This window comes from Dickeya poaceiphila (genome assembly GCF_007858975.2).
Classification (GTDB): domain Bacteria; phylum Pseudomonadota; class Gammaproteobacteria; order Enterobacterales; family Enterobacteriaceae; genus Dickeya; species Dickeya poaceiphila.
In genome coordinates this window covers 1615217-1628677 of record NZ_CP042220.2, presented here as the reverse complement: position 1 = coordinate 1628677, position 13461 = coordinate 1615217, and the positions used below count along the sequence as shown (strand labels likewise).

Here is a 13461-nt window from a genome sequence, read left to right as displayed (position 1 = left end):
TTAAAAAATCGGATTAAAATCTCCTAGTTCTACCTGAATAGATTTGATTTGGGTGTAGCTGTGTAGTGTGGCAATACCATTTTCACGCCCCAACCCCGAATGCTTGTAACCGCCCACCGGCATTTCCGCCGGCGACTCGCCCCAGGTGTTAATCCAGCCGATCCCAGCCTGTAATTGATGGATAACCCGATGTGCCCGACTGATATCCCGTGTCACCACGCCAGCCGCCAGACCATAATTGGTCCCATTGGCACGCCGAACCACCTCATCTTCAGCGTCATAGGTGAGGATGCTCATCACCGGTCCGAAAATCTCTTCACGCACAATGGTCATATCATCCCGGCAATCGGTAAATACGGTGGGGGTGACCCAGGCACCACGGGAAAACGCATCGCCCTTCGGCACATCACCACCGATCAACAAACGAGCGCCCTCTTCCTTACCACGTTCGATATAGCGCAACACTGATTTCTGATGGGCAATACTTACCAACGGTCCAAAATTCACCGTGAGGTCTGTTGGGTCCCCCATACGAATACGAGCCACTCGCTCAAGGATCTTCTGCTCAAAAATCGGCTTTAGCGTGGTTGGGATAAACACTCTGGTACCATGGGTGCAAACTTGCCCACTACTGAAAAAATTGGCTGCCATGGCGATATCTGCAGCCCTATTCAGATCAACGTCATCAAAAATGATCAGCGGTGACTTACCGCCCAGTTCCAGAGTCACCGCTTTAAGACTGGACTTGGCCGCATTCGCCATCACCGTTTTGCCGCTGACGACCCCGCCGGTAAAAGATACCTTGGCTATACCGGGGTGGCGAGTCAGTGCCTGACCAACGGTTTTGCCACCACCGGTCAGCACATTAAATACGCCGGATGGCAGCCCCGCTTCATGGTAAATCTCCGCCAGTTGCAACGCGGTCAACGAGGTTACCTCGCTGGGCTTGAATATCACGGCATTGCCTGCCGCCAGCGCCGGGGCAGATTTCCATAACGCAATCTGCAGCGGATAATTCCAGGCACCAATCGCCGCTATCACGCCTAACGGTTCACGTCGGGTGTAGACAAAAGACGTATCGCGCAATGGGATCTGTTGCCCCTCCAGTGATGGCGCCAACCCAGCGTAGTACTCCAGCACACCGGCTCCGGTGGCAATATCCACCCTTCTGGTTTCTGACAACGGCTTACCGGTATCTTGAGTTTCCAGCAATGCCAGCTCGTCGTTACGTTCACGAAGTATCGCTACGGCACGAAGCAGCACGCGTGTTCGTTGCATCGCCGTCATCGCTGCCCACACAGATTGTCCTTGCTGTGCAGATGTTACCGCCCGACGGATGTCCCCCTCAGTAGCTTCCTGCAACTCGGCAAGTATCTCGCCAGTCGCAGGATTGACGGCAGGAAAGGTGTCATCACTGTCGCTGTTGGCACGCTTGCCGTGGATAAACAACGGCTGTAAACCATAAAGTGACATGATCAGCCCTCCTGTTCAGATGTCGCGCAAGGTGCCGTCTTCAACAGACTGTCGATAAAATGGCAGGCAACCGCTAACGATTCATCCTGACTCCCCGCCTTGTCATTCAGCGCAGTGCGCAACCACAATCCATCAATCAACCCAGCCAAGCCTTTTGCCGCTCGACGCGCGTCTTCAAGCGCTAAACAGCGACGGAATTCAACGCATAGGTTGGAGTAAAGCCGGCGGCTGCTGACGCGCTGCAACCGGTAAAGGCCGGGGGAATGCATACTGCAAGCCCAGAATGCCAGCCAGGTCTTCATTGCCGCAGGATTGGTTTGGCTTGCATCGAAATTGCCGGCCACAATTGCATGTAACCGCAATCGGGGATCATCTGAGGTCAGAGCTGCCAGGCGGGTTCTGACAGCGTTTGCTAATAGATGCAACAAATAGCGCATTGTGGCGTCAAGCAAGCCGTTCTTGTCCTGAAAATAGTGACTGATGATGCCGCCAGAGACGCCCGCCCGACGCGCTATCTGCGCAATCGATGCCTCGTGAAGCCCCACCTCATCGATAGCCATCAAGGTGGCATCGATCAATTGTTGTCGCCTGATCGGCTGCATCCCGACTTTAGGCATAGTGACCTCCAGACATAGTGACCCCCTGTTACAGATTTATAGCGACGGCACCTGCCGTACTGCCGTCTATTTACGCAACGTCATTGCATTTATTTTTAATTGAACGATCAATTAAAAATAAATGCAACCTGCAAAGCCTTTAAAAAAAACCATAGCGAGAGGTCGAGCAGGTCACGTTTTTGCGATCAATTACAGTACCCGGTGGTTTGCGGTTTCTGGCGAGCAAGGTATACTGAGCAGATAAATGAAATGATGTTTTAAAAATTTAGTTATCTGCACACGTAAAGGAACGAACATGAAAATTGCACTAATTAACGAGAACAGCCAGGCCGCAAAGAACGAGATTATCGCTACAGCGCTGACCAAAGCCGTGGAGCCGCTGGGCCATACGGTATATAACTACGGTCAATACACCGTTGAAGATGCTGCGCAGTTGACCTATATCCAAAACGGTATTTTGGCTGCTATCCTGCTCAACTCCGGTGCCGCTGATTTCGTCGTCACGGGGTGTGGTACCGGTCAAGGTGCAATGCTGGCCTGTAACTCTTTCCCTGGCGTAATCTGTGGGCTGGTTGTTGATCCGTCAGACGCCTACCTGTTCTCTCAGATCAATAATGGCAACGCGGTTTCTTTGCCTTACGCTAAAGGCTTTGGCTGGGGTGCGGAACTGAATCTGGAAAACCTGTTCACACAATTGTTCAAAGAAGAAGGTGGTCGCGGCTATCCGAGTGATCGCGTTGCTCCGCAGCAGCGCAACAAAAAAATCCTGGATGCCGTCAAGGAGGTGACCTATCGGGATCTGATCACCATTCTGAAAGGTTTGGATCAGGAACTGGTTAAAGGCGCTATCGCCGGCTCGAAATTTCAGGAATATTTCTTTGCCAATAGCAAAGACGCCGAACTGACCAACTACATCAAATCTCTGCTGAACTAAATGTAGCTGAGTGTGGTGTTACCCGACCACCGTCCCAACGGTGGTCTTTTTTTGCCAGCAATATGGTGCTCGTTTGTTCGGGTCGCACAACAGTTAGCCAGACGTTTTAAAAGCCGGAAATACTGCTTGACCATAACCGGACGACTCCCTATAGTAGCGCCCCGTTGCCCCTGTGGCGACGAACCGGTGAGGTGTCCGAGTGGCTGAAGGAGCACGCCTGGAAAGTGTGTATACGTGAAAACGTATCGAGGGTTCGAATCCCTCCCTCACCGCCAGATTAAAAACAAAAACCCCGGACTTGCGTCTGGGGTTTTTGTTTTTAATTCGGTGATGCGTGGATGAATATCACCACAGTACTCGACAGGATCGCAGCAAGCCGAGTGCAACGCGCGGGTCTATTCGCCAAACGAGTAAACCTGAGCATCCATAAAGCCAACGCTTAAGCAGCAGCGCCTATCCCCATGACAATCAAATGATTTAACGTATCGTCACGCAATTAGATGTTGTATTGTCCCAGCTCCGAATTGAGCTTATTCATATCAGTATCCAGAAGGCAATATAATCACTCGATTCATATTTTTCAGGAAAGATAAATAAAAATCGCTCCCCTACCCTCATTAATGTTTCCTTAATCTAAAAAAAATAAATTCACCACTGAAAGATCACTATACCTTTGCATTATTACCACCACGTTTTCCCTGGCGGAGTATTCCAACATGACCATTGTAAAGAAATTAGCTATTGCAATCAGCATATTCACCCTTGCACTGATTAGTGTCGGTGGTTTTGGTCTTCATTCACTTAGCCAGTCAAAAGACCGTCTGGAATATGTGATGACTAACACGTTACCTAGCCTTGATAATCTGGTGAAGTCTAATAATACATTAAACGATGCACGTAGCGCGCTGGCACTCACGTTTCTCACCAGAGAAGAGCAACAGCGTAATACCTTAAAACGCGCACTAGACGATTCGCTCGCCAGAGTTGAAAAACTGAATGCTATTTATAAAAAGGATCTGATTTCTGATGCTAAAGATATGCAGATGGCTAATGATAATCTGCAATATCTGAATGAATTCCGGTCAGCCAAAGATAAACTGTTTCAGCAATTCCAGACCGATAGTCAGGCTGTAGAGAAAGCCTTCTCATCACAGGGATATGTGACTCTGGCGCAAGAGAAGCTGGTAAAAGGATTCCAGGAGCAGTACGACTACAATGTCACGTTGGCTGACAAACTACAGGAACAGAACAGCACCAGCTTCAAGCAGGCGTTTTTCGGGCTGATGGGGTTGATTGTAGCCGCACTGCTCGCCGCCGGAACGTTGTCTACTGTGATTATCAACTATGTACGCACCAGCCTGAATGCTCTGCGCCAAACGCTGATTTCAGTCAGTGAGAATCTGGATCTGACACGACAAGCCGATGCCAGCAAAAATGATGAAATCGGCCAGACATCAGGCGCTTTCAACAATCTGATCCAACGCTTCGCAATGGTACTGTCCGACGTTCGCTCTGCCAGCGAAAACGTTTCGACCGCATCCGGTGAGATTGCTGCCGCCAATGAAGATCTCTCAGCCAGAACGGAAGAGCAAGCCTCTTCGTTGGCACAGACCGCCGCCAGTATGCATGAAATTTCATCTACCATCGAAAGTAACGTTGATAATACCGCACATGCTAATAAGCTGGGCCAACAAGCAAGCGTTGCTGTTCAACATGGCGACGAAGCCGTACAACGCATGATGCACGCAATGGAAGATATCGCTCACGGGTCAGAGAAAGTCGCCGATATCACCAACCTTATCGAGGGCATCGCTTTCCAGACAAATATCCTGGCACTGAATGCAGCGGTGGAAGCGGCCCGTGCGGGTGAACATGGCCGAGGTTTTGCGGTGGTAGCCGGAGAAGTTCGCACATTGTCCCAACGTTCTTCATCTGCTGCCAAAGAGATCAAAACGCTGATAGACAGTGCAATTTCCGCCGTAAAACATGGCGCGGTACAGGCAGATGAAGTTCGCGAAGCTATCAACAATGTGAAAGGGGTGATTCAGAACGTGTCCAATCTGGTCAATGAAGTTTCTCTGGCATCAGAAGAACAAAGTCGCGGCATCTCTCAAATTAATACCGCCATTAACCAGATGGAAGCCGTCACCCAACAGAATGCCGCAATGGTAGAACAAGCTTCCTCTGCAGCCGATTCACTCAACGAGCAGGCATCCAGATTGCGTCAGTCGGTAGAGGTATTCAAACTTCAAGGAACCCCCAACGTCTCCGGGGTACATGCAATGAGTGGTATAAACGCTTTGCGCCTCAGTAATCACTAATTGGCTTGGTATTTCAGTAAAAAGGGTTGCCTGGGCAACCCTTTTCATTTTCACGTCAACCGAGGTTCAGGAATACGCTATCAGCGTACGCTGGCAGAGCTCAGAACGGACACAATCCTCTTTACCAAAGGTAACGATGCTTACCATATCATCCTCCCTGAACCTCTCCAGCGCATCACGCAGACCTGATTTTACACCAGCAGGCAAGTCACACTGCGTAATATCACCATTGACAATCACTGTGACGTTCTCGCCCAAACGTGTCAGGAACATCTTCATCTGATTGACAGTAACGTTCTGCGCTTCATCCAAAATCACCACAGCATTCTCGAACGTCCGCCCACGCATGTAGGCAAACGGCGAAATTTCCACTTTGGCGATTTCCGGTCTCAGGCAATATTGCAAAAAGGAAGACCCTAGCCGGCGCTGCAATACGTCATATACCGGTCGAAAATAGGGTGCGAACTTCTCCGTGATATCGCCTGGCAGGAAGCCAAGATCTTCCTCAGCCTGTAATACTGGCCGTGTAACGATAATGCGTTCAACCTCTTTATGAAGCAGTGCTTCAGCCGCTTTGGCAGCACTGAGAAACGTTTTGCCACAACCAGCCTCACCAGTGGCAAAGATTAACTGTTTATTTTCTATTGCAGACAAGTAATGTTCCTGAGCTGGGTTTCGCGCCTCAATCGCTGAGGTGTCGCGGCTCTCACGCGCCATACCGATAGCTTCAATGCCGCCCAACTGAACCAGAGAAGTGACCGAATCTTCTTCACGCTGACGATGGCTGCGCGATTCACGTCTGATGACACGTTTAGCTTCACGACGCGCTTTGATCACTGCTTTTTGTCTTCCCATAGTGGCACCTTACAGTTTGTTTCATTGACCGTTCGACCCAGAGCCGATGGTGTTTTGTTCACAAAATGAGGTTTGGCTTCCTTATTAAGCCGCAATGCAGGTGAAATGACATAAAACCAATGCGTAATAGGCAACGTGCCCTTTATGGGGATCACGACACGCTCAGCATTGGGAGTAGAGGCTGGAGCGACGATTGCTCCATGGATCCTATCGCAACAAACGGGAGACAGTGGAAAAACGAAGAGGGAGAAAGAGCCTCCGCCTCTACAAGGCGGCAGAAACGAGCGAATTTGCTGACTATTCCGTCCAGGGAAGGACTCTACCATTCGCGCTCCTCACTGTGACATAACTATTCGAATGAATAATGATTAGTCGCATCAGGCATTCAACATCTCTGGAAGAAATTACCGCCTACAGATGTCATTAATATGACAGTGCCTATTTTGCCCCAACATGGCAAGTTTTTTTACACTTCCATAACATGAAGCTATATATGGTGCCGACTATAAGCCTGATTAACTCTATGTGAGATTAACGATAATGAGATTTCCTCCGCTGGCCAGCGGAGGAATCCGAAGACTAGTAATGTTTCTGCCAGCACAAATATTGATCATACTTCCTTAGCGCACTGCGGTATGTATTCTGTTCGATATCAGGTAAATAATCGCACACGCGTTGCTGAATATTGCCGTCCGACGTAAAGTTATCCTGTGGATAATTCTTCGCCAGCAGCAATTCATCCAGACGCCGTAAGCGAATGACGTATTCTCGCATAGTGCTGTGGCGTACCTCGGTCTGCTCGATCAGATATTGTGTAAACGCTTTAATATCGAAGTAATTGGCATGTGTGTTGCAGTAAACCTCACTGCAAAAACGGCATAATGGGATGAGTTCTTCCTGCACAGATTCCCAGATAGCGTTATCAATCAGCCGATCCATCATGGCAATCGACTTTTTATTGATGAGCTGATCACGGAACACCAGCGAAACACGATCCAGTTCTTTGGCACAATTAGCGCAGTGTGTTTGCCTGTGTTTGAAATCCTTCAAATACCGGCTCAAAAGCTGCTTCTTCCTGATTGTTTGGGGCATGAGTCCATTCCTGACAGTATGTGATACAACTACATATCTGCGTGCTCCAAAATTAAACGTCATTCATTAATTTCGCACGCAGACGCTTTATCGCCTGGCTATGCAACTGACTGACGCGCGACTCTCCCACCTCCAGAACCGCACCAATTTCCTTTAGGTTCAGTTCTTCCTGATAATAGAGAGTCAACACCATTTTTTCGCGTTCTGGTAGGTTCTCAATCGCGTCCATCACCCGCTGGCGTAAATTTACATCCATCAGTTGATTTAGCGGATTAGCTTCTTCGTTCCCTTCCAGTAACGCCTCAGCACTATCCCCGTGTTCTTCCCGCCATTCATCGTAAGAAAACAACTGGCTATTGTTAGTATCCAGAAGTATCTGGCGATATTCCTCCAGCGAGATATTCAGGGTTTGGGCTACTTCCTGTTCGGAAGGAGCCCGACCGAGTGACTGTTCAGCCTGCTGCATCGCCTGCGCCACTTCCCGAGCGTTACGCCTGACACTACGTGGCGCCCAGTCCCGACTACGCAACTCATCCAGCATCGCACCACGGATACGTTGCACGGCATAGGTAGTAAATGCCGTACCTTGCAACGAGTCATAGCGCTCTACGGCACTGAGCAGCCCGATACCCCCTGCTTGCAGGAGATCATCAAGCTCAACGCTTGCCGGGAGACGAACCTGTAAACGTAAGGCTTCATGGCGCACCAAAGGAACATAGCGCTTCCATAATGAATTTTTATCCATTGTGCCTTCAGCGGTATACAGTTCGCTCACAGTGATAAATACCTATAAAATTAAGGTGCTCAACATCATTATGCGTTTAGCATACTATGGCAATCGGGAGAACAGATGTAGAAAAAAGGCTTTTTTCAGATATCTTTGATAGCTAACTAAGAATGTCTCAGATACGAGCCTTTCCTGAATAATAAGATAATCCATTCGTTTTTGACAGAGGTTATGATAGCGCTATGCGATACGTAACACATATTGCTTCAGAGTATATCGTCCATTGTCCTATTTCCGCCTTTTTTGATTCTAACCTACTGATGTTTGCGGTACATGTTGTAATTAATACAGTGACAGGTATATCTAAATAACCTCTGATGATAGCGCTACATTTGCCAGATGATGACTGCATCAACACTGACCTCATATGATGAGAAGTGAGGTATAAATATGCGATGCTATATAATATAGACTCTAGAATAATGGTATCCTGGCGAATACCGGTGGCATAAGATGTACGGTAAACAGATGAGGTAGATAAATTTGAGTCTGCCAGTACCTACCTGCGATAGGTACTGGTCTTATGAGTATCAATCAGTCTGAAGAGATAAATACCAGAGGATTCAAACACAGTCGATCCTTACTATGGCTCGACCACCTATAAAAAATTAAAGAATAAGTCCGGTAATCAATCGATTACGAGATATTCCCATTTGTTCAAAAACCTCTAAGATCCTCGGACTAGCCTGAACAGCAGAGATAAGAATTGGCGTATCACACTCCAATAATTTTTCCGGATGAAAAATATCTATCCCGTTCAGCGAAGTATTTATCTTAGACGGCGTATTATCTACAATAAATTTAACTTTAACTGTTTTAAAGAACATAGTGCTATTTAACAAAAGATTAGTTTGTGCACCTGCTCCCCAAATTATAATTTCACTATAATGCTCTTTATTAGCAACAATATCAGAATAACCCAGAGTATCCAGATTATTGATAAGGCTAGCATACTCGTCTGATGATACCGCAGATAAACGCTGTCGAAGCAGATCATCAAAGAAAACATATCGACAATGTTCTTTTACCAACAATCCGTACAGCAACACGGCTGAAGTCGCTGATTTTATGTCAATTTTTTCTTTCTTAAAATTATAACTGATTTGAAAATTACACTTTGAAAGTTTATTTTTAGCAATAAGAGAAACAAAAGCATAAACCTCTTCGACGTCATTATTATTATCAGTAAATATATATTTAATTGTGACGTTTTTTGAATTTTTACTTGAGTAACGGACAAGGTTATTTATCACTCGGTCAAAATTCTTATTTTTCCTAACTTCAATAAATTTCTCTCTTGTACCGGCATCAATACTTGTTACAGTTATAGCCTGATCTTTATCTATTGCATCATTTAACTCTTTAATATACTTAGTCGCATTCGTAATAACCCGTTGCTTAACTAAAGGGAATTTATCCGAAATATAGGTAAGGCTTTCAGAAAAACCTTGAAAAATTGTTGGCTCCCCTCCTCCCCACACTATAGATTCACACTGAGAAAGATCGATGGATTTAATTAACCCATATACATCATAAGATGGTTTTTTACCTCCATAATAGGTATCATTACAGTATTCACATTTCATATTGCATACAGAATGATATTCAAGTGATAAATATTTTGGAGCTACTTTTTCAATCCCGCCCCATGATTTAAACTCCAGGAATGGGCATCCATTACACTCACTTGCCTCTCCTTTATTTAATCTTAAGTATAGTTCTCGCTTAGCATTCAGAATATTTTCTTCACTAAAATCAGGGGAATCTGATTTCGAGTTATTTAATAAAACAACATCCCCTTTCATTATTCCATTAACAAAAAATCGCTTACAGCAAGTTCTTATCTCATCTGGAGCAAGAAATAAAGAATGGTGCAGGTCAAAACAACTCCAGCTTTTTTCTTTTATTTCATCCATGAATTTATCTAATACAGTGACAGCATTAGCTTGATCATGCTCCATAACCGAAATAAATTTTCTGTAAATCATCCAATATTTTGTTTCAATTAGTACTTTCCTATTTGTATTAAAATGTCCTTCAACGCCTTTCCATTGATCATATATCAAGTGATATAATTCTAATTTATTTACAGGATTTAATTTTTGAATTTCTCGAACTCTTGTCGCGATAAGACCAACAACGCCCATAAATAATTGCTTATTGAGAACAGAACTTAGCGCATTTTTTGTTAACAGGAAGCTTCTTATTTCTTCAAAGGCTCGAAAAAAACCAATAATATGCTCATTTTTAATATTATTTATTATAGAGTCTTGACGATTGTTTTTTATATAAACAATCTTATCAAAAATGCTGATTTTTTCAGCCAAAAAATAAATTTTTAGCATAAAATCTACATCTTCATGAAAACCATCAAAAAAGAATACGTTATTATCAACAATAAGCTTTTTTTCTATTGTTGAGTAAATAACAGAACCATCCATTTTTAATGATAGATAATCACTTATCAGTTCTCTTTTATTTTTACTCAAGCTACCAAAATCTGTACGATTACCACTTTTACCAGCAGAATGTGCGCCACCATATTGCCAGTTAAAACCAACAACTTGAGTATCATGTGTTTTAATATATTCATATAGTGAATATAAAGCATCATCTTTCAATGCATCATCTGAGTCTAAAAATATTATCCATTTTCCACGTGCTGTGGAGATACCAATGTTCCTGGCAATTCCTGGCCCACTATTCTTCTGCGTAGAATACACGCTAATATTGAAGCAACAATTAGAATTCTTTAATATTTCAATAGTATTATCATCAGAACAGTCATCAACAACGATCACTTCAAAATTAGTACCATTAGATAAAGCGACCTGTTTTTCCAAACTCAGCAAACAATCTCGAATAAATTTTTCACCATTGAACACAGGAATCACTATAGAGAAAAATCGTTCAACATCATCTATCTGATGAACATGTATTGGAGTATATGCTGTTTGTTCTTTCGATGACATACTAATTATTCCTCTTATTAAACCGAGGAAAGAAAAGATTGCTATACCAATTTCTTTCCCAACTCATATAAATCAAATAAGAATTTATCTCCAAGTAATACTTAACAGATTTTAATTCTTTCTCCTCGTTCAGTACTCATATGAATTTTGCTTAAAAATTTAATGCCATCTAAAGCAACATCAATACCTAATACATCATGGTTGTCATCGCCACGCAAATAACTCGCAATATCTTCATAGTAGTTTGCAAATGCTTCGATAAAACCAGCCGGATGGCCAGCCTTAAACCGACTATAACGTGGAAGGGATGCAACACGATTATCTGGATGAGTCCGATCAACGATCCGTGAAATACCGTTAATATCGCTCATATATAAATGCTCTGGGTCCATCTGGAGCCATTCAGCAGTACCTTCGCTACCAAATACCCGAATTCGTAACCCATTTCTATAACCAAGCGCAGACTTGCTATACCAATAATTACATACAACACTGTTAGTATAGTTAGCAATACAATGGACTGTATCGATTACACCCGAAACTTCACCAAATGTGTGACTTATAGCATATACATCTAGTGCTTTTTCTCCAATAACATAATCAACTAATTGATGTGCATGAACACCAAGATCGAGTGATACAGTAGGAATATCACCATCATACTGCCGCCAATATTGAGGTTTAGCCACCGAACCATCGCGAGAATGCCTCAAAAATCCTTCTTGTGGCATTTCAATCATGACCTGCCTGATCTTACCTAACTCGCCGTCTAAAATACGCTCACGTAGCTCACGAATCATAGGATAACCACTATAATTAAATGTCACCGCAAGTTTAGCGCCATTTACTAACATACGTTGTATATCTAATACTTCATCGACACTAGTCGCTAATGCTTTTTCACAAATAACTGGCAAATTATACTTAAGACAGGCAATTACAATTTCTTTATGGGTTGGTGTTGGAGTCAAAATAACAATTGCATCCAATTTATCTGCTTCTGAAATTAAAAACTTATCTAACTCATCATATACTCGGTTTTCATTAATACCCCAGCATGAGGCAGTTTTATGGTTAATATCAGCATGACGGCTAAAAAAACCAGCCACCAACTCGAATTGACCATCCATCTGTGATGCAATTTTATGAGTTTCACCAACAGCTGAATTGATACCTCCACCAATAAATCCAATTTTCAATGCCACTCTATTGCTTACAATACTTTTCATTTATTTGTCTCCAAAAAAGAGTGGCTTACCACAAAGTGATTCTTCAGATTTACAATATTACTAAGCAAGTCGGTTTTATCATCAAATGTCATAAATACCACAGCAGCCCTATCTCCTGGTGCAGGATTCAGCTTCTCACCACTTTTCTTTAGCACGACACTTTCCAACAGTGCTCCAGGCAATTGATGATAACGTAATGCATTGAAAATAGTCGACTCAGATACAGAAACCGTATGTCTGCCAACATAATTTCGAGCAGATGGGCGTTTGCTGTTAAACGGTAACTGAATTGAGAGAAATGGTGCTACAAAATATTCTGCATAAGGTACGCCAGTAGAATAGCGAATCAGTTGAGAATACAGATCTCCTGGGCAACGTCGAGTCAGCTCAATTAGCCAGAATGTATCATCTCTAGCAATAAATTGTGTATGCAATAGACCATCACATAATTTCAAATCTGAGACAATATCGCTAATACAATCACTTACTGCATCTTTCAACGTATCACTCATATTGTGAGCGATACAGCTGCTATTCACCTGATAAGGATAAACAGTGCAATGTTCATCAACAAAAAATTCACAGGCAATCTCACCATTACGGATAAATGCTGAATGACTATGTAATGACCCTTCCTTGAACTCTTCTATGACTACTTGACCGCTGACAGAAGCCGCTATTGCAGCCTGATAAGCCGATTGAATATCTTGCACATGATGAACCAGTGAAACACCACGGCCACTGTAAGAATCGACCGGTTTAACAAGAAAAGGCAGAGTTAATTGTCCAACAGCTGAAATATCACTAACCGCTTTGGGTACTGGTAAACCTTTACGCTGAGCATAAGCTCGAAAAAAATCTTTTTTGTGCAAAATCCTCGTGATATCAACTGGATCGAAACCAGGCATACCAAGCGCCTGAGCTACCCAGGCTCCCGTATCATAAGAGACATCGGTAACACCAGGCAAAATCGCCTTGATATTTCCTTTTTTGACAATATTAAGAATCGTCTCTTTGTCAGAATAGTCTTCGACAATCGAATGCGTTGCCCGAAGGTGTCCAGGATCACTGGGCTTACCACTGCACACAGCAACAGATTTTCCCTTCTCCATACTCGCTTCCAGCAGTGGCAATGCAGAAAAACCCGCATCAAGCATTAAAGCATCTATAGTGGACATATT

10 protein-coding genes and 1 tRNA gene are annotated in these 13461 nt (G+C 44.0%); 3 read left to right on the top strand and 8 right to left on the bottom strand.

Annotation, left to right across the window (positions count from 1 at the left end; all coding sequences use genetic code 11):
- Together betB and betI are read right to left on the bottom strand one after the other, a co-directional pair.
- Complete coding sequence (gene betB / locus Dpoa569_RS07320; protein WP_042871238.1) at window positions 1-1473, bottom strand: betaine-aldehyde dehydrogenase; 1473 nt, start codon at window positions 1471-1473, stop codon at window positions 1-3.
- Window positions 1474-1475: 2 nt separating this feature from the next.
- Window positions 1476-2090: a transcriptional regulator BetI gene (gene betI / locus Dpoa569_RS07315; RefSeq protein WP_042871240.1), complete on the bottom strand. Its 615-nt coding sequence runs from the start codon at window positions 2088-2090 to the stop codon at window positions 1476-1478.
- Between the two features lie 295 nt (window positions 2091-2385).
- Between betI and Dpoa569_RS07310 the strand changes: the two genes are divergently transcribed.
- The 3 genes from Dpoa569_RS07310 (at window position 2386) to Dpoa569_RS07300 (ending at window position 5345) form a co-directional block, all read left to right on the top strand.
- A complete protein-coding gene (locus Dpoa569_RS07310) occupies window positions 2386-3024 on the top strand; it encodes an RpiB/LacA/LacB family sugar-phosphate isomerase (RefSeq protein WP_042871242.1) in 639 nt (212 codons plus the stop codon).
- Window positions 3025-3209: 185 nt separating this feature from the next.
- Window positions 3210-3299 (top strand) — tRNA-Ser (locus Dpoa569_RS07305).
- Between the two features lie 441 nt (window positions 3300-3740).
- A complete protein-coding gene (locus Dpoa569_RS07300; protein ID WP_042871244.1) occupies window positions 3741-5345 on the top strand; it encodes a methyl-accepting chemotaxis protein in 1605 nt (534 codons plus the stop codon).
- A gap of 66 nt (window positions 5346-5411) precedes the next feature.
- Here Dpoa569_RS07300 and phoH read toward each other — a convergent pair whose 3' ends face one another.
- From phoH to Dpoa569_RS07270, 6 genes are all read right to left on the bottom strand, one after another.
- Complete coding sequence (phoH, locus tag Dpoa569_RS07295; RefSeq protein WP_042871246.1) at window positions 5412-6200, bottom strand: phosphate starvation-inducible protein PhoH; 789 nt, start codon at window positions 6198-6200, stop codon at window positions 5412-5414.
- 579 nt (window positions 6201-6779) lie between these two features.
- Window positions 6780-7292, bottom strand: a complete 513-nt coding sequence (gene fliZ, locus Dpoa569_RS07290) for a flagella biosynthesis regulatory protein FliZ (protein ID WP_042871248.1) — start codon at window positions 7290-7292, stop codon at window positions 6780-6782.
- 52 nt (window positions 7293-7344) lie between these two features.
- On the bottom strand, window positions 7345-8067 hold the full coding sequence (locus Dpoa569_RS07285; RefSeq protein ID WP_042871250.1) for an RNA polymerase sigma factor FliA: 723 nt from the start codon (window positions 8065-8067) through the stop codon (window positions 7345-7347).
- A 620-nt stretch (window positions 8068-8687) separates the two neighbouring features.
- Window positions 8688-11051, bottom strand: a complete 2364-nt coding sequence (locus Dpoa569_RS07280) for a glycosyltransferase (protein WP_050569461.1) — start codon at window positions 11049-11051, stop codon at window positions 8688-8690.
- Between the two features lie 101 nt (window positions 11052-11152).
- Window positions 11153-12280, bottom strand: coding sequence for a Gfo/Idh/MocA family protein (locus Dpoa569_RS07275; RefSeq protein ID WP_042871253.1), 1128 nt, complete (start codon window positions 12278-12280; stop codon window positions 11153-11155).
- Window positions 12277-13458 (bottom strand): ATP-grasp domain-containing protein, encoded by a 1182-nt coding sequence (locus Dpoa569_RS07270; RefSeq protein WP_042871256.1) that lies wholly within the window; start codon window positions 13456-13458, stop codon window positions 12277-12279. Before Dpoa569_RS07270 ends, Dpoa569_RS07275 begins: the two co-directional genes overlap by 4 nt.
- Window positions 13459-13461: the final 3 nt, after the last annotated feature.

Coding starts and splice junctions, on each gene's coding strand:
- betB (WP_042871238.1), bottom strand. CDS start 1,473: ATGTCACTTTATGGTTTACAGCCGTTGTTTATCCACGGCAAGCGTGCC.
- betI (WP_042871240.1), bottom strand. CDS start 2,090: ATGCCTAAAGTCGGGATGCAGCCGATCAGGCGACAACAATTGATCGAT.
- Dpoa569_RS07310 (WP_042871242.1), top strand. CDS start 2,386: ATGAAAATTGCACTAATTAACGAGAACAGCCAGGCCGCAAAGAACGAG.
- Dpoa569_RS07300 (WP_042871244.1), top strand. CDS start 3,741: ATGACCATTGTAAAGAAATTAGCTATTGCAATCAGCATATTCACCCTT.
- phoH (WP_042871246.1), bottom strand. CDS start 6,200: ATGGGAAGACAAAAAGCAGTGATCAAAGCGCGTCGTGAAGCTAAACGT.
- fliZ (WP_042871248.1), bottom strand. CDS start 7,292: ATGCCCCAAACAATCAGGAAGAAGCAGCTTTTGAGCCGGTATTTGAAG.
- Dpoa569_RS07280 (WP_050569461.1), bottom strand. CDS start 11,051: ATGTCATCGAAAGAACAAACAGCATATACTCCAATACATGTTCATCAG.
- Dpoa569_RS07275 (WP_042871253.1), bottom strand. CDS start 12,280: ATGAAAAGTATTGTAAGCAATAGAGTGGCATTGAAAATTGGATTTATT.
- Dpoa569_RS07270 (WP_042871256.1), bottom strand. CDS start 13,458: ATGTCCACTATAGATGCTTTAATGCTTGATGCGGGTTTTTCTGCATTG.